Source organism: Marinobacter sp. L-80 (genome assembly GCF_056859395.1).
The window spans coordinates 23,668-39,224 of record NZ_JBSXOI010000077.1 but is presented as its reverse complement, the minus strand read 5'-3'; the positions used below and the strand labels follow the sequence as shown (position 1 = coordinate 39,224).

Annotated in this window: 17 protein-coding genes and 2 tRNA genes; 17 read left to right on the top strand and 2 right to left on the bottom strand. The window is 56.6% G+C overall.

Annotated elements, in window-relative coordinates; genetic code table 11:
- The first annotated feature begins 1 nt into the window (after position 1).
- The 9 genes from tolQ (at position 2) to nadA (ending at position 6,535) form a co-directional block, all read left to right on the top strand.
- Positions 2–691 carry a protein TolQ gene (gene tolQ, locus AC13E3_RS19710; protein WP_014577389.1) on the top strand — a complete coding sequence of 230 codons (690 nt, stop codon included), beginning with the start codon at positions 2–4 and terminating at the stop codon, positions 689–691.
- A 46-nt stretch (positions 692–737) separates the two neighbouring features.
- A complete protein-coding gene (tolR, locus tag AC13E3_RS19705) occupies positions 738–1,184 on the top strand; it encodes a protein TolR (RefSeq protein WP_014577388.1) in 447 nt (148 codons plus the stop codon).
- A 79-nt stretch (positions 1,185–1,263) separates the two neighbouring features.
- Positions 1,264–2,244, top strand: coding sequence for a cell envelope integrity protein TolA (gene tolA / locus AC13E3_RS19700; RefSeq protein WP_482902619.1), 981 nt, complete (start codon positions 1,264–1,266; stop codon positions 2,242–2,244).
- A 16-nt stretch (positions 2,245–2,260) separates the two neighbouring features.
- The gene (gene tolB, locus AC13E3_RS19695) at positions 2,261–3,574 is read left to right on the top strand and encodes a Tol-Pal system beta propeller repeat protein TolB (protein ID WP_482902427.1); all 1,314 of its coding nucleotides are present in this window, start codon (positions 2,261–2,263) and stop codon (positions 3,572–3,574) included.
- A 67-nt stretch (positions 3,575–3,641) separates the two neighbouring features.
- A complete protein-coding gene (gene pal, locus AC13E3_RS19690; RefSeq protein ID WP_008169120.1) occupies positions 3,642–4,214 on the top strand; it encodes a peptidoglycan-associated lipoprotein Pal in 573 nt (190 codons plus the stop codon).
- 16 nt (positions 4,215–4,230) lie between these two features.
- On the top strand, positions 4,231–4,977 hold the full coding sequence (ybgF, locus tag AC13E3_RS19685) for a tol-pal system protein YbgF (RefSeq protein ID WP_008169119.1): 747 nt from the start codon (positions 4,231–4,233) through the stop codon (positions 4,975–4,977).
- An 85-nt stretch (positions 4,978–5,062) separates the two neighbouring features.
- A tRNA-Lys gene (locus AC13E3_RS19680) sits at positions 5,063–5,138 on the top strand.
- A gap of 68 nt (positions 5,139–5,206) precedes the next feature.
- Positions 5,207–5,282, top strand: a tRNA-Lys gene (locus AC13E3_RS19675).
- 191 nt (positions 5,283–5,473) lie between these two features.
- Complete coding sequence (gene nadA, locus AC13E3_RS19670) at positions 5,474–6,535, top strand: quinolinate synthase NadA (protein WP_014577384.1); 1,062 nt, start codon at positions 5,474–5,476, stop codon at positions 6,533–6,535.
- Here the strand turns inward: nadA and AC13E3_RS19665 are convergent, their stop codons facing one another.
- Positions 6,536–7,969, bottom strand: coding sequence for a M48 family metalloprotease (locus tag AC13E3_RS19665; protein ID WP_094182482.1), 1,434 nt, complete (start codon positions 7,967–7,969; stop codon positions 6,536–6,538). It abuts the gene before it with no gap.
- Positions 7,970–8,172: 203 nt separating this feature from the next.
- Between AC13E3_RS19665 and AC13E3_RS19660 the strand changes: the two genes are divergently transcribed.
- Complete coding sequence (locus AC13E3_RS19660) at positions 8,173–8,400, top strand: sulfurtransferase TusA family protein (RefSeq protein ID WP_008169116.1); 228 nt, start codon at positions 8,173–8,175, stop codon at positions 8,398–8,400.
- 16 nt (positions 8,401–8,416) lie between these two features.
- On the top strand, positions 8,417–9,496 hold the full coding sequence (locus tag AC13E3_RS19655; RefSeq protein ID WP_286802558.1) for an AI-2E family transporter: 1,080 nt from the start codon (positions 8,417–8,419) through the stop codon (positions 9,494–9,496).
- Positions 9,497–9,503: 7 nt separating this feature from the next.
- On the opposite strand, the gene AC13E3_RS19650 is transcribed toward AC13E3_RS19655, so the two are convergent.
- Entirely contained in the window at positions 9,504–9,971 is a 468-nt protein-coding gene (locus tag AC13E3_RS19650; protein ID WP_053112173.1) for a peroxiredoxin, read from the bottom strand.
- A gap of 74 nt (positions 9,972–10,045) precedes the next feature.
- Here AC13E3_RS19650 and dapA point away from each other — a divergent pair, with 74 nt between their 5' ends.
- From dapA to AC13E3_RS19620, 6 genes are read left to right on the top strand one after another with little or no spacing between them, the layout of a single operon-like run.
- A complete protein-coding gene (dapA, locus tag AC13E3_RS19645; protein ID WP_092029757.1) occupies positions 10,046–10,924 on the top strand; it encodes a 4-hydroxy-tetrahydrodipicolinate synthase in 879 nt (292 codons plus the stop codon).
- A 35-nt stretch (positions 10,925–10,959) separates the two neighbouring features.
- A complete protein-coding gene (gene bamC, locus AC13E3_RS19640) occupies positions 10,960–12,057 on the top strand; it encodes an outer membrane protein assembly factor BamC (RefSeq protein WP_008169110.1) in 1,098 nt (365 codons plus the stop codon).
- Between the two features lie 44 nt (positions 12,058–12,101).
- Positions 12,102–12,815 (top strand): phosphoribosylaminoimidazolesuccinocarboxamide synthase, encoded by a 714-nt coding sequence (purC, locus tag AC13E3_RS19635; protein WP_008169108.1) that lies wholly within the window; start codon positions 12,102–12,104, stop codon positions 12,813–12,815.
- A gap of 31 nt (positions 12,816–12,846) precedes the next feature.
- Complete coding sequence (locus AC13E3_RS19630) at positions 12,847–13,575, top strand: TIGR04219 family outer membrane beta-barrel protein (protein ID WP_482902426.1); 729 nt, start codon at positions 12,847–12,849, stop codon at positions 13,573–13,575.
- 28 nt (positions 13,576–13,603) lie between these two features.
- Positions 13,604–14,611 carry an NAD-dependent epimerase gene (locus tag AC13E3_RS19625; RefSeq protein ID WP_482902425.1) on the top strand — a complete coding sequence of 336 codons (1,008 nt, stop codon included), beginning with the start codon at positions 13,604–13,606 and terminating at the stop codon, positions 14,609–14,611.
- A 60-nt stretch (positions 14,612–14,671) separates the two neighbouring features.
- Positions 14,672–15,208: a lipocalin family protein gene (locus tag AC13E3_RS19620; protein ID WP_482902424.1), complete on the top strand. Its 537-nt coding sequence runs from the start codon at positions 14,672–14,674 to the stop codon at positions 15,206–15,208.
- Positions 15,209–15,557 lie beyond the last annotated feature (349 nt).

Here is a 15,557-nt window from a genome sequence, read left to right as displayed (position 1 = left end):
AGTGGATTCAGAACTTTCAGTCTGGTACCTCATTGCCAATGCCGGTGTCTTGGTTCAGCTGGTCATGCTTTTGCTGGCCCTGGCGTCAATCATGTCCTGGGCCCTGATTTTCCAGCGCCTGCAGGTGTTCCGGAAGGCCAAGAGGGCGCAATTGGCGTTCGAGGAGCGTTTCTGGTCAGGCATGGATCTGGGGCAGTTGTACCGGGAGGTGAACGCCGATCCAACACCGTTTTCCGGCATGGAATCCCTGTTCCGGGCCGGTTTCAAGGAGTTTTCCCGGTTGCGCCAGCAAAGCCGGGATGCCGATGCGGTCATGGAAGGTACCCAGCGCGCAATGCGGGTGGCCTTTTCCCGGGAGCACGAGCGGCTGGAGGCCAGCCTGCCTTTTCTGGCGACGGTCGGCTCCACCAGCCCTTATGTGGGTCTGTTTGGTACCGTCTGGGGCATCATGAACTCGTTCCGGGGGCTGGCACAGGTTCAGCAGGCGACACTGGCGACGGTGGCGCCCGGCATCTCCGAGGCCCTCATCGCAACCGCCATGGGTCTGTTCGCCGCAATACCGGCGGTTATTGCCTATAACCGTTTTTCCGCCATGTCCGATGCCCTTTTGAAGAACTACGAAACCTTTGCGGATGAGTTTTCCAGCATCCTCCATCGCCGCGTCCATCAGAGCGACAAGGGCGCCGCATGATGCGGTTGGTAATTAGAGGCAGGTATCAGCCCGGGAGCACAGTTCTATGAAAGGCATGGGAATGATGCCGGAAAACCGGCGCAAGCCAATGTCGGAGATCAACGTGGTTCCGTACATTGACGTAATGCTGGTGCTGCTGATCATCTTCATGGTCACCGCCCCGATGCTGACGCAAGGGGTGAAGGTTGATCTGCCCCAGACCACTTCCGATCCTATTCAGTCTGACAAGGATGTTGAGTCGATCATTGTTTCGGTTGATGCAAACGGAGCGTACTACGTCGAGATCGGAGACGAGGGCAGTGACCCCATGACGCTGTCCGACCTGCGTGCCCAGGTTTCCAAGATCCTCTCGCAGCGGGCCTCCAGTGAGATTCTGGTTCGCGGCGATGAGAATGTTACTTACGGCACAGTTGTTCGGTTGATGGCCGAGTTGCAGGGTGCCGGGGCGAGCAGTATCGGCCTGATCACCGAATCACCGCGGGACGACAATTGATAGTGTTGCGGGCAGGAGTGTTGTGAGAGATCACCAGCGCGAAGTAACCACAACAGGCGTGCCACCATGGAAATCACCGGTGGCGCTCTCGGTCACGTTGCACCTGTTGATTCTGGGCATTGCGCTTGCGGGTTGGTCTTGGACCAGCACCGATCATGAGCCGCCACCCAGGAGCATATCGGCCCGGCTGATTACCCAGCAGGAGCCGGAACCGAGCCCGGTGGTAGAGCCGGTCGATCAGCAAAAGCGGGATGAAGAACGCCGGGCCGAAGAGCAGCGTCGCAAGGAAGAAGCTGAACGACAGAGGCAGGAAGAAGAAGCCCGTCGCATTGCAGAGCAGAAGCGACAGGAAGAAGAAAAACGGCTCCAGCAGCAGAAAGAGCAGGAGCGACAGGAAGCAGAGGCGAAAGAACGCGAAGCCCGGAAAGCCCGTGAAGCGGAGGCTGCCCGTCAAAAGGCGGAAGCGGAAGCCAAGGAGCGGGCCAGGCAGAAAGCTGAGGAAGAAAAACGCCGTCAGGAAGAGGCAAAACGAAAAGCCGAAGAAGAGAAGCGGCGCCAGGAAGAGCAGCGGAAGCGGGAAGAGGCCGAACGAAAGCGCCAGGAGGAACTGGCTCGCCAGGAAGCTGAGCGCAAGCGCCTCGAGGCAGAGCGCAAGCTCCGGGAACAGCAGCTTGAAGCCCAGGCGGAGGCGGCTCAGAGGGCCCGGGAAGAGGAAGCCCGTCGCCAGAGAGAGGCGGCCGCTGCGAAAGCGCGAGAAGCCCAGATGCTGTCGGAGAGTGAGAAGTACCAGGCTCTGATCCGTGAGCGTTTGAGCCAAGCGTGGTATCCGCCCAGTTCGGCTACTGAAGAGATGACCGCGCGGCTCCAGATTACGCTGTTACCGACGGGTGAGCTTGCCGGGGTGCGGCTGGTCAGTAGCAGCGGGAATACAGCGTTCGATAACTCCGCTCTGGGGGCGGTGCGTTCCCTGAGTCGTTACCCGATACCCAATGATCGGGATACCTTTGAACGGTATTTCCGACAGTTTACGATTGAATTCAACCCACGCCGGTTGAGATAAGGATGCGGATAACACCATGACACATCGGATTTGGCACAAACCGTCCAGAACGCTTCTTGCCGCCACGGCGCTGATCTTTTTCGCGGTTTCGGCAGCCCGGGCGGAGCTGTTGATCCGGATTACTGAGGGCGCGGATTCGGCCATTCCTGTTGCAGTGGTGCCTTTCGCCGAGTCTGGACAGATGCCCGCTGGCGACAAGGCCAGCAGCATTGTTCAGGCGGATCTGACCATGACAGGCGAATTCCGGACTCTGCCTCCGGAGAAGATGCTGAGCCTGCCATCCAGGCGGGAGGAAGTGTATTTCCGGGACTGGCGCCTGCTGGGCCAGCGCTATGTCCTGGTGGGGGCCCTCAGCCGAAGCGGTGACCGTGTTCAGGCCCGGTATGAGCTGTTCGATGTAAACCGCGAGGAACGGATTCTCGGTGAAACTGCGGCGGCACCTGCCTCCAATATGCGCTCGCTCGCTCACCACATCAGCGACAAGGTATATGAGGCCATCACGGGTGTGCCGGGTGCCTTCTCAACTAAGCTTGCCTACATCACGCTTGATACCGCCAATGGCAAACCACGTTACCGACTGCAGGTCAGCGACGTGGACGGCAAACGCGCCAGAATCCGGCTTGAAAGCCAGGAGCCCATCCTGTCACCGGCATGGTCGCCAGACGGGGAAAAGCTGGCCTATGTGTCGTTCGAAACAGGGAAACCGGTGATTTTTGTTCATGAGCTTGCAACCGGCAATCGCACTAAAGTGGCAGACTTTCCGGGGCTCAACTCGGCGCCGGCCTGGTCCGACGATGGCCGATCGTTGCTGATGACCCTCTCGAAAGACGGCAACGCCGAGATCTACCGGATGAACCTCGATACCCGGCAGTTGACCAAGCTTACGAACCACTGGGCGATTGATACCGAACCGAGCTATGACGCCACTGGCAAGGGCATTTTCTTTACGTCGGACCGGTCCGGAGGTCCGCAGATTTACCACATGGATACACCGGGTGCGGAGCCTCGTCGTATCACCTTCGGCAGCCGTTACAACGCTCGGCCAAGGCCCGACAATGACGGTAACTATGTGTATTACGTTCACCAGCGCGATCGGGCATTTCATATTGCCCGTACCGAACTGAAAACCGGGGAGGAAACGATCCTAACCCGCACCGAGTCTGATGAGTCTCCCAGTGTTGCGCCCAATGGCCGGATGCTGATCTACGCTACCCGGCAGAATGGCAGCAACGTGCTCACGGTTATTTCCGCGGATGGTGGAGCAGCGTACAGCTTGCCGGCATCCGAAGGCGATGTCCGTGAGCCCGCCTGGGGACCTTTGGTTCGCTGACTCCCGGAGCTTTCCGGTGTTGGCCATTGCTCAAGCAATAACGTCACTCAACTGAAAGGAAGAAAACATGAATTTTTCAGCTCAATCAAAAGCGTTCGCACTGTTGTTGTCCGTCGGTCTGGTAGCGGGCTGTAGCTCTACCGGTGGTACCTCCGAAGAAGGCGGCGAGTATGGTTCCGATGTGGCTGCTGTAGACCAGGAAGGTGGATCCACTGTTTACGGAGGTGACGACCAGGGCGGTGTTTCTTCTTCAGCCATGACCGAAGAAGAGCGTATGGAAGCTCGCAAGCAGGCCGAACAACAGGCCCTGCGTGAAATCACCACCTTCTACTTTGATTTCGATACGGCTGAAATCAAGCAGGAAGCCCGCGATGTTCTGGTGGCACATGCCCGTTTCCTCGCCAACAACCCGGGTCAGAACGTCCGCATTGAGGGTCACGCCGACGAGCGCGGTACCAAGGAATACAACCTGGCCCTTGGCGAGCGTCGTGCTAACGCCGTTCAGCGTTTCCTGATCGTAAACGGTGCTTCACGTGGCCAGCTCGAGACCGTAAGCTATGGCGAAGAGAAGCCGGCCGTGATGGGTTCCAGCGAGAGCGCCTGGGCCCAGAATCGTCGTGTAGAACTCGTATTTGAGTAATCACACAGGAACGACCATGAGAAAAATCCTCATGGCGACAGTGGTGCTTCCGCTTGCCCTCGGGCAGGCGGGAGTGGCCCTGGCGCAATCAGCCCAGGACAGTCAGCGTAACGCCAACAGCAGTCAGGCGACGTCGGAACTGTTCTACATGATCCAGCAGCTTCAGGGTGAAGTCAGACGGCTCCAGGGCGAAGTGGAGGAGCAGCGGCACCTGATTAACCGCCTGCAGCAGCAAGGGCGCGACCGTTATATCGATCTGGATCAGCGTATTCTGGATCTCTCGGAAAAGGTCGCATCACAGCCGGCTCCCGAAGCCAGCGAAGGTGGTGGCTCTGCTGCCTCAGGCCAGGCCCGGGAGGCCAGGGAATACCGCCAGCCCGATGCGGAAGAACGAAAGGCCTACGAGCAGATCCAGGACCTGATTCGTAATCAGAAAAAATACGATGAGGCCATTAGTCGGATATACGAATTTATCGATGAATATCCGGAAGGTGATCTGACGGTCAACGCCTATTACTGGCTCGGCGAGGTCTATCTGGTCAAGCCGCAGCTCGAACAGGCAAAACAGGCGTTCACGATTGTCGCTACCCGTTTTGCCGACCATCGCAAGGCTCCGGATGCGGTCTATAAGCTGGGCGTAACTCATGATCGCCTGGGCGAAAAGGAACAGGCTCGGCGCAGCATGCAAACTGTGATTGATGATTACCCGTCCAGCAGTGCTGCTGACCTCGCACGGAAGTTTCTCGAGTCCCAGAACGGCTGATTGTCTGGCGCGGCAAAAATGTTGAGAAACCTGAGAAAAAGGGGTTGATCAACGGCCAAAAATCATTACTATATGCGCCTCGTTTGGGTCGTTAGCTCAGTTGGTAGAGCAGTTGGCTTTTAACCAATTGGTCGAAGGTTCGAATCCTTCACGACCCACCAAACACGAAATACCGGGTGGGCTGAGTCATTCGGTATAGATTGAAGTCAAGGCTTCGGTCGCCAGTTACGGGTCGTTAGCTCAGTTGGTAGAGCAGTTGGCTTTTAACCAATTGGTCGAAGGTTCGAATCCTTCACGACCCACCAAATAACAGAAGCCTGCGGGTTTTTGTGAAAAAAGAGCCTCCGGGCTCTTTTTTTTTGCGTATACGTTCCTACCTAGGTAAACAGGGAACAGGCAAAGCGATCACAAGTGTATGATCGCACTGTTTCAGAAACATTAAGCCTGGGGCATGAATGTTATAATGTCCGGGTTCACGCAATACAGAGACGCAGTAATGACATACGCTGAAGACCGTATCCTTGTACAAGAGCACCTGGCGCATGCTGCCGAGCCGAAGCCGCTCAGCGCGGACGAAAAGTCCGACCTGGAGGCTCGTATAAAATCGGCTCTGAAGGAGCAGGATGCGGTGCTTGTGGCTCACTATTACACCGATCCCGATATCCAGCGGCTTGCCGAGGAAACCGGTGGCTGTGTTGCGGACTCCCTCGAGATGGCCCGTTTTGGCAACCAACATTCGGCCTCCACCATCGTTGTTGCCGGCGTGAGGTTCATGGGCGAAACCGCCAAGATCCTGAATCCTGAAAAGCGCGTTCTGATGCCAACGCTTGAGGCGACCTGTTCCCTGGATGTGGGCTGTCCTGCCGATGAGTTCGCCGAGTTTTGTGACCAGCACCCGGATCGCACGGTCGTGGTCTACGCCAATACGTCTGCGGCTGTGAAGGCGAGGGCGGACTGGGTGGTTACCTCAAGCTGTGCCCAGGCTATTGTTGAAGATCTGGATGCCCGCGGCGAAAAAATCCTCTGGGCGCCGGATAAGCACCTCGGGCACTACGTCCAGAAAACGACGGGTGCTGATATGCTGCTCTGGGACGGTTCCTGCATCGTTCATGAGGAATTCAAATCCCGCGGGCTGGAGGATCTGAAGGCCCTTTATCCGGACGCGGCGGTACTGGTCCACCCGGAATCGCCCGATGCCGTTGTTGAGATGGCGGATGTTGTGGGTTCAACCTCGCAGCTGATTCATGCTGTCCAGACTATGCCTAACGAAAAGTTCATCGTTGCCACTGACAACGGCATTTTCTACAAGATGCAGCAGCTGGCTCCGAACAAAACGCTGATTGAAGCGCCCACCGCAGGCAATGGAGCTACCTGTCGTAGCTGCGCCCATTGCCCCTGGATGGCGATGAATGGCCTTCAGAATCTGCTACAGGTACTGGAGCGGGGCGATCAGGAAGTGTTCGTGGATCCGGAACTGAGAGAGAAAGCGCTGCAGCCTCTGCAGCGCATGTTGGATTTTACCGCCAACATGAATCTCAAGGCTGCTGGCAACGCCTGATCAGCTGTTGGCCCTGGCGTGCAGGCGGCTGGTGATTTCTGCCAGCCGCTCGGTCACAATCTGCCTCTGTGGCGCGCCGGCCGGCAACTTCTCCTGAGCCTGCCTGAGCTGACGCTGGGCAGACTCCAGATCGCCCATCAGAACATCGTACTCTGCCCGGGCACGATGCACGCCCACAATATTCCTTGCCATGCCCTCCGCCTCGGCCAGTTTCAGCCAGAGATGCTCCTGTCCCGGTAGCTGACGGGTCAGCTGTTTGAGATGCTCCGCCGCAGCGGCGCCATTACCATCGGCTATTTCCGTGAGGGCGAGGGTGTGGGTGATTGGATAGTTCCCCGGATTCCTCGCCAGTGCGTCTTTCAGAATGGATCGAGCCTCGTCCACACGATCTTGTGCAAGCCTGACCTCTGCGAGGGTTACCTGGAAGGTGATTCGGCCCGGATTCGTGGCCAGCAGATCGTTCAGTATATCCACTGCCTTCTCGTATTGCCGGTCCTCGAGGTAGGCCACGGACAAGCCATACCGGATGGCATCGTTTCTCTGGGCATCCGGCCGATCGAGGTAGGCTTCAAAGGTTTCGACGGCTACGTCGGGGGAGGGCGCGTAATGCACTTGCAGCCGGCTGCGCATCAGATGGTATTCCTGGCCGTCCCGGATGTTTTCATCTGGATACTGTTCGGCACGATTCCGGGTGTCGGCCACGCGGCTCTGGGTTAACGGGTGCGTCGACAGATACTCTGGCAGTCGATTTCCCTGCATGCGGTTCTGGCGCATCATGATTTCAAACATTTCCGGCATGCCGCGAGGGTCCATCCCGGCGCTGGCCAGAATGTCCAGACCGACCCGGTCGGCTTCCTGTTCGTGGGAGCGGCTGTAGGCGAGCATGTTCTGGGCGGCCAGGGCCTGGGTTCCGGCAATAGCGGCAAAACCTATATCAGACTGGGTGACCGCCGACAGGACAATGCCCGCAATCATACCGGCGAGTGTGAGCGGAGCGCTGGTTTCCTGCTGCTCCATGCGCCGTGCAAAATGCCGCTGGCTGAGGTGAGCAAGTTCGTGGGCGAGAACGGACGCAAATTGTTGCTCGGTCGCAGCATTGAGAAACAGACCGCCGTTAACGCCTACTATGCCACCGGGCACCGCAAATGCGTTGATAGCAGGACTGTCGATCAATGCCAGGGTCAGGTCCCGATTCTGGAGTGGGGCCGAGGGCACCAGGCGATAGGTAATGGCGCTGAGGTAGTCATACACCAGGGGGTCGCTGATCCTCGGCGCGGATCGGCGGATAGATACCATTACCTGCTGGCCAATATCCGATTCCTGCTGGCCCGCGATCAGGCCTCCACCGGAACCGCCAATGCTTGGCAGCCTGCTCTCCTGAGCGTGGCCCGGCATTGAAAAAAGCAGCAGGGCCAGCAGGGCGGTGATGGCCATGGCCGGTAGCGTTCGGGATCTGGGTTGGATAGCAATCATGTAAAGCCGGGTGCCTGTGGTCTGAATCGCCGGTTTGACAGCGGTTTGCGATACAAAGTTCTGATCCTCTGGTTAACGAGGATTGTGATGCAATACATTATCACTGTCGGCATAATGCCTGCTTGTTAAATCCGCTTATTATTTTGTGATGGTGTATCGCTAGTATGGTTGATCGAACGCTTGATGCCTCAGGGTTGCGCTGCCCGATGCCGCTGCTGAAGACAAAGCTGGAACTGAACAGCATGGCGCCCGGTGAAGAACTCGAGGTGATTGCTACGGACGCAGGTTCCGCCAGGGATATTCCGGCCTTTCTGCAGATGTCCGATCACAAGTTGATGAGCAGTTCTGAAACCGCCGGGCAGTACCGGTTTGTGATAAAGTGCGGCGGTTAAGATTTCGGAGCTGTAAATGATCAGGACATTACGCGGTCTCGCGCACAAATACTTCTCGGATGAAGAAGCGGTCATCCTGTTCCTGATACTGGTGACAGGAACCATTTTTGTTATCTGGTTCGGTGCCATGCTTGCGCCGGCCATTGCCTCGCTGATTGTGGCCTTTATTCTGCAGGGTCTGGTCACCAAGCTCAACAAGCTGGGCGTGCCGGAGACGGTATCCATTATTGGGGTTTTCCTGGTTTTCCTCGGCGTGCTTGTTGGCTTCCTGTTTGGCCTGCTTCCGCTGATCTGGACGCAGTTGAGCAACCTGGCCGGCGAGGCGCCACGCATTATCCGGGAGCTGCAATCCTATCTTGAGCTGTTGCCGCAGCAGTATCCCCACCTGATCTCCGGAGAAGCTGTCAGCACCGTTTACATCCAGGTGAGTACGGAAGTGGGGCACATGACCCAATGGCTGGTGTCGTTCTCGCTGTCCAGTATTCCAGATCTCGTGGCGTTGCTGATATACATGGTGCTGGTGCCTATCCTGGTGTTCTTCTTCCTGAAGGACAGGGAGGTGCTGCTCAACTCCATCGCTCGGCTGCTGCCACCTCAGCGCCCGATGATGCTGCAGATCTGGCACGAGGTGAACCTCCAGTGCGCCAACTACGTGCGCGGCAAAGCCGTCGAGATCCTGATTGTGGGCGGCGCCACCTACATTGCCTTCAAGCTGCTGGGGATGCCTTACGCTGCGCTGCTCTCGCTGTTGGTGGGGCTGAGTGTGGTGATTCCTTATATCGGCGCGGCCGTCGTCACCATCCCTGTTGCGGTGATTGCCCTGTTCGCCTTCGGCTGGGGCAGCCAGTTCATCTGGGTGATGGTCATCTACGGTGTCATTCAGGCGCTTGACGGCAATGTTCTGGTGCCCATTCTGTTCTCGGAGGTCAACAATCTGCACCCGGTGGCCATTATCGTCGCGGTGCTGTTCTTCGGGGGAATCTGGGGCTTGTGGGGTGTTTTCTTTGCAATTCCACTGGCTACCATGCTCAAGGCGGTGTTTGCTGCCTGGCCAGTGAAGGAGTCGGCGCCGCCGGCGGAACCCGGAAGCGCCTGACAGGCGCTTAAAGTGCCTTGACAGCCTCTAGCACCTCGTCAGCGTGGCCTTTCACTTTTACGCCGCGCCATTCAGCCCGCAGCACGCCATCCTTGTCGATCAGGAAGGTGCTCCGGTCAACTCCCATGTACTCCTTCCCGTAAAGCTTTTTCAGCTTGATCACGTCGAAGAGGGTGCACAGGGCCTCGTCCTTGTCTGAAATCAGGTGAAAGGGAAACTCATGCTTGGCCCGGAAATTCTCATGGGCTTTCAGGCCGTCCCTCGATACGCCGAGAATCACCGTATCAAGCTCCTCAAATTGCTTCATCCGGTCCCGGAAGTCCTGTCCCTCAGTAGTACAGCCAGGGGTGTTGTCTTTCGGATAGAAATAAATCACCACGTTCTGACCTTTCAGATCGTCCAGGCGAACAGTCTGGTCTCCGGTAGCGGGTGCTTCAAAATCCGGTACGGGTTTGTTTAACTCAACGGATGGCATGACATCTCCTTTAATTCCCTTGTGTCAGTTCGTGCCCAACATTACCATATCGGTTTTATTCGGACGGAGCTTTTATGATTACGGGTAGCCTTGTCGCACTGGTCACGCCCATGCATCCAAACGGTGACATCCACTGGGAGGATCTGGACAAGCTGGTAGACTTTCATATCGAAAACGGCACACACGGCATCGTTGCTGTGGGCACCACCGGCGAATCCGCAACGCTCGACCCGGAAGAGCATTGCCAGACCATTGGCCACATCATCAAACGTGTTAATGGTCGCATCCCGGTTATTGCGGGCACCGGCGGCAACAGCACCCGTGAGGCCATTGAACTGACGGCCGAGGCCCATAAGCTTGGCGCAGATGCCTGCCTGCTCGTTGTTCCCTACTACAACAAGCCGACCCAGGAAGGCCTGTATCAGCACTTCAAGGCGATTGCCGAAGCCGTCCCCAGCATGAACCAGATGCTGTACAACGTGCCCGGCAGGACAGCGTGCGACATGCTGAACGAGACCGTGCTCCGGCTTGCCGATATTCCGAATATCGTGGGCATCAAAGACGCCACCGGCAACATTCCTAGGGGTGCCGAACTGATTGAAGCGTTGGACGGCCGTCTGGCTGTCTATTCAGGTGATGACGCAACGGCAGCGGAACTTATGCTGGCCGGTGCCAAGGGCAACGTGTCCGTCACCGCGAACGTCGCCCCAAAGGCAATGTCCCAGCTGTGCGAAGCCGCTGTTGCCGGAAATCGTGAAGAAACCGAGCGTTTGAACGAACTGCTCATGCCTCTTAACCGGAAGCTGTTCCTCGAAGCGAATCCTATCCCGGTGAAATGGGCGCTCCATCATATGGGAATGATTGGGGAAGGCATCCGCCTGCCGCTGACCGTGCTCAGCGAAAAGTTCCATGGCGAAGTGGAAGATGCCCTCAAGGCCTCAGGTGTTCTCTGAGTTTGCTTAAATCATCCCATCACCGGAGTAACCTGATGCAGGTTCTAAAAGGAACCGGTAGTACCCTGATGTTCAAACCCGTTGTTGTCGCATCCGGGCTGTTGCTTCTGGCAGCAGCCTCGGGCTGCAGTCTGGTTGAAGACCGCTCCGAACGCTATGTGAATGCCACGGAAGGAAAACCACTGGAATTGCCGGAGACTGCCGACGATTCCCGTTTCAGCCAGACCATGCCCATCCGTGATGTCCAGCCGGCTGACGCCAGCAAAATGTATCCGTCCGATATTCCGCGCCCGCCGGACATGACATCGGACATCCTTGATGAAAACTATGTTATCGAAGAGCTGGATGGTCGGCTCTGGCTCCTGGTCAACGACGTGCCGGGCAGAATCTGGCCTGCGGTAAACAGCTATCTGTCCGAGCGGGGTCTTGGCGTCGGCTTCGACAGTCCCCAGTTGGGCATCCTGCAGACCGAACTTGCCAATTTCAGCAAGCGTGCCCGAAACCTTGTAGAGCTGTCGGATAACCCGTCTGCCGGCGAACAGAAAGTCGTTCTTCAAGTTCGGATGGCTCCCGGTGTGCGACGCAAGACCACAGAGGTGCAGGTACGCCGGCTTGATGTTGAAGATCAGCCGGATGAGCTGATCCCCTGGACTGGCGTTTCTGATCCCTCCGAGCAGGCTCTGGAATTGCAGAGACGCCTGCTGTCCGATCTGGGTGACTTTCTCAGGGCGCGTGAAGAAACCAAGTCCTTTTCCCGGGCGGCATCCGGAATGGTCAGCGATCCGCTGGTTCGCCTGATCTCGGAAAACGATGAAGCCGTCGCGATCCGCATGGAGCTTGATTATGGTCGTTCCTGGGCGGAAGTAAGTCGGGCACTTACAGATTCCGGCATTCCCGTTGTCGATCTGAACCGCAGTGAAGGCTGGTTCCATGTCGATTTCCGCACCGAAGACGAGCGGGATCCGGGCTGGTTCAGCTGGTTCAGCGACAAGGACGCACCCCAGCATACGCACACAGTCAGCCTTAGCCAGCAGAGCGACGCCATTGTCATCTCTGCCGAGGACGTTCCGGGTTACACTGGCAGCCGGACGACGCCGGATCTGCTCGAGCAACTGTTCGATTACCTATACTGATTCAGGAAGAGGCCGCCAGAGGCGGCCGCTTTTCGGAGACCCCAATGGAAAAACGCGAAGAACTCTACGCCGGCAAGGCAAAATCCGTCTACCGTACCGACAACCCCGAACGTTTCGTGCTGGTATTCCGTGACGACACATCCGCCTTCGATGGTGAGAAAAAGGAACAGCTCAATCGCAAGGGCATGGTGAATAACAAGTTCAATGCGTTCATCATGGAGAAGCTGGAAGCGGCAGGTGTGCCGACCCATTTTGAAGGGTTGCTGTCGTCCACCGAATCGCTCGTCAAGAAGCTGGATATGATTCCGGTTGAATGCGTGGTTCGCAATGTTTCCGCCGGCAGTCTCTGCCGTCGTCTTGGCGTGGCGGAGGGGCAGGAACTGAATCCGCCCACCTACGAACTGTTCCTCAAGAACGACGCACTCCACGATCCGATGGTCAACGAATCCCTGGCCGTCAGCTTTGGCTGGGCCGCGGCGGATGAGCTGGAGCAGATGAAATCGTTGACCTATCGGGTTAACGACGTGCTGAAGGCCCTGTTTGACGAGGCAGGCATGCTACTTGTGGATTACAAGCTGGAGTTTGGTCGCTGCGAGGGCAAGATCGTTCTGGGTGACGAATTCAGTCCGGACGGTTGCCGGATCTGGGACAAGGAAACCCGCAAGAAAATGGATAAGGATCGTTTCCGCCAGGGGCTTGGCGAAGTGATCGAAACGTACGAAGAAGTCGGGCGCCGTCTGGGAATCCAGTTCGACTGACTGAAACTGACAACAAATTCAAAGGTGTGTCATGCGTAAACTGATGCTTGCTGTAGGTGGTTCACTGTTTCTGGTGGCGCCTGTGTCACAGGCAGATGTGGTTGGTCTCGGAGCCAGCGTAAGTTACTGGGATTCGGATCTGTCCGGCCAGGCTGCCACCAACAACGACCTTGTGGATGTCGAGAACGATCTGAATCTCGATAGCGATGCCAACGCCAATGCCTCCCTGTACCTTGAGCATCCGGTGCCGCTGTTGCCCAATGTTCGGTTGAACTACACTTTGGTTGAGCAAAGTGGTCGAGGCGATGTAGGTCTGGCTGGCTTCGACGGTGTTACTGGTGATGTCCAGTCTGATCTGGATCTGGAACAGTTGGATCTGACCCTGTATTACGAAGTGCTTGATAACTGGGTAAATCTCGACCTTGGCCTCACTGCCCGCGATTTGACGGGCGACCTGATCGTGCGGCAAGCGAATGGGTTGGCCACTAGCGAAACGAGCATTGATGGCGTGATTCCCATGGGCTATCTCGCAGCCCGATTTGATCTGCCGTTAACCGGCGTATCAGTAGGTGCAGAAGGCAACTTCATCAGCTTCGACGGTGACTCTCTGCACGATTTCAACGCCTACGGCCAGTACGAGATCTCATTGATCCAGTTCCGCGCAGGCTATCGTCAGATGTCTATTGATTACGAAGATGGCAATGACCGGCTTGATGTCGAGATAGGCGGACCGTTCGTGAGTGCCGGGGTCTCGTTCTGAGACCGGCAGTCTTTTCAGGGAGAGACACGTGAAGATTCTTGTTACCGGAACGGCCGGTTTTATCGGTTCACACCTGGCTCATCGCCTGCTTGATCGGGGCGATGAAATCATTGGCGTTGATAACGTCAATGATTACTACGATGTTAACCTGAAGGAAGCGCGGCTGAAGCGCCTGACCGACAAAGCCGGTTTTACCGAAGTCCGTCAGGATGTGGCTGACCGCGCCGCCATGGAAGCTCTTTTCGCCGAGCACAAACCTGAGCGGGTAGTGCACCTGGCGGCCCAGGCGGGTGTTCGGTATTCCATCGAGAATCCTCACGCCTATGTGGACGCCAACCTCGTTGGTTTCATGAACATCCTTGAAGGGTGCAGGCACAATAAGGTCAAGCACCTCGTCTATGCGTCCAGCAGCTCGGTGTACGGTGCCAACGAGACCATGCCGTTCTCGGTGCACGACAACGTGGATCACCCGCTGAGTCTCTACGCGGCCTCCAAGAAGGCTAACGAGCTCATGGCCCACACGTACAGCCACCTGTACAACCTGCCGACCACCGGGCTGCGGTTTTTTACAGTCTATGGTCCCTGGGGTCGTCCGGATATGGCCTTGTTTATCTTTACGAAAAAGATCCTTGCCGGCGAGCCCATCGACGTCTTCAACCATGGCCACCACCGCCGGGATTTCACCTACATCGACGACATCGTCGAAGGCGTAATCCGGACCCTGGACCACGTTGCCGAACCAAACGATGAGTGGAGCGGAGCAAACCCGGATCCCGGAACCAGCAAGGCGCCTTATCGCCTGTACAACATCGGGAGTAACAACCCGGTTGAGCTATCTCGCTTTATCGAGATTATCGAGGAGCGAGTCGGGAAGAAAGCCCAGAAAAACCTGCTTCCGTTGCAGCCGGGCGACGTGCCGGCCACCTACGCCAATGTTGATGATCTGATCGACGATGTGGGCTATAAGCCAGCTACCCCCGTAGAGGAGGGTATTGCGTGGTTTGTGGACTGGTATCGGGACTTCTACAACGTATAAAAGAGGGCCAGCAACTGCTGGCCCTTCTCGTATCTGGGACTCGACAATGGAGCATTGGCGATGATGGCAGTGTTAAAAAGATGGTTTCTGGTAGCCGCGCTTATCGGCATGACCGGCTGCACCGGTCTTCCAGAGGGTATTGAGCCAGTCTCCGGTTTTGAGAGTGACCGTTACCTCGGTACCTGGTACGAAATCGCCCGCCTGGACCATTCCTTTGAGCGCGGTCTCACCAATGTTCGCGCGGAATACAGCCGTAACGACGACGGCAGCATCGAGGTAATCAATCGGGGTTATAACGTCGAAAAAGAAACATGGGAGGAAGCTGACGGCCGAGCGGTGTTTGTGGAAGATGAAAACACAGGCCACCTGAAGGTGTCTTTCTTTGGGCCCTTTTACGCCTCTTACGTGGTGTTCGAGCTCGACAAGAAAGAGTATTCGTATGCCTATGTGACCGGTTACGATCGGGACTATCTCTGGTTTCTCTCACGCACGCCGGAAGTCAGCGAAGGGGCGATTGAGGCGTTCAGGGAGCGGGTAATAGAAGAGGGATTTGATCTGGAAGAGTTGATCATAGTGGAGCATGACGAGAACCTCTAGGATCAGTGGACCAATCAGATTCGATCTGGGTCATACAACATCTGAAAGTTGACATGGTCGTGGTTTATCAAATTGAGTTATGTAAAGGCCCTATCCAATTAGACTGTCTAGCTGTTTTACGCCCCTCCACCAATGCCTTTACGTGATGCCAGAAAAATAGGAACAACAAGTCGTGGTGACTCATATACTGAATACTCAGCAGCAAAGGTTTCCAACTGTCCAGGAACTTTACATGCCGTGAGCATGCCGAGACATGCAGCCGTGCAACTAATTCAGTATTTAACCTATTGAATATATCCCCTGCTTAAGGCGTCGGTTGGGTGTGTGGGGTGAATGACGAAATGTCCAA

What these genes read in the sequence shown, in the direction of transcription:
- tolR (WP_014577388.1), top strand. Translation starts at nt 738, where the DNA reads ATGAAAGGCATGGGAATGATGCCGGAAAACCGGCGCAAGCCAATGTCG.
- tolB (WP_482902427.1), top strand. Translation starts at nt 2,261, where the DNA reads ATGACACATCGGATTTGGCACAAACCGTCCAGAACGCTTCTTGCCGCC.
- pal (WP_008169120.1), top strand. Translation starts at nt 3,642, where the DNA reads ATGAATTTTTCAGCTCAATCAAAAGCGTTCGCACTGTTGTTGTCCGTC.
- ybgF (WP_008169119.1), top strand. Translation starts at nt 4,231, where the DNA reads ATGAGAAAAATCCTCATGGCGACAGTGGTGCTTCCGCTTGCCCTCGGG.
- nadA (WP_014577384.1), top strand. Translation starts at nt 5,474, where the DNA reads ATGACATACGCTGAAGACCGTATCCTTGTACAAGAGCACCTGGCGCAT.
- AC13E3_RS19665 (WP_094182482.1), bottom strand. Translation starts at nt 7,969, where the DNA reads ATGGCCATCACCGCCCTGCTGGCCCTGCTGCTTTTTTCAATGCCGGGC.
- AC13E3_RS19660 (WP_008169116.1), top strand. Translation starts at nt 8,173, where the DNA reads ATGGTTGATCGAACGCTTGATGCCTCAGGGTTGCGCTGCCCGATGCCG.
- AC13E3_RS19655 (WP_286802558.1), top strand. Translation starts at nt 8,417, where the DNA reads ATGATCAGGACATTACGCGGTCTCGCGCACAAATACTTCTCGGATGAA.
- AC13E3_RS19650 (WP_053112173.1), bottom strand. Translation starts at nt 9,971, where the DNA reads ATGCCATCCGTTGAGTTAAACAAACCCGTACCGGATTTTGAAGCACCC.
- dapA (WP_092029757.1), top strand. Translation starts at nt 10,046, where the DNA reads ATGATTACGGGTAGCCTTGTCGCACTGGTCACGCCCATGCATCCAAAC.
- bamC (WP_008169110.1), top strand. Translation starts at nt 10,960, where the DNA reads ATGCAGGTTCTAAAAGGAACCGGTAGTACCCTGATGTTCAAACCCGTT.
- purC (WP_008169108.1), top strand. Translation starts at nt 12,102, where the DNA reads ATGGAAAAACGCGAAGAACTCTACGCCGGCAAGGCAAAATCCGTCTAC.
- AC13E3_RS19630 (WP_482902426.1), top strand. Translation starts at nt 12,847, where the DNA reads ATGCGTAAACTGATGCTTGCTGTAGGTGGTTCACTGTTTCTGGTGGCG.
- AC13E3_RS19620 (WP_482902424.1), top strand. Translation starts at nt 14,672, where the DNA reads ATGATGGCAGTGTTAAAAAGATGGTTTCTGGTAGCCGCGCTTATCGGC.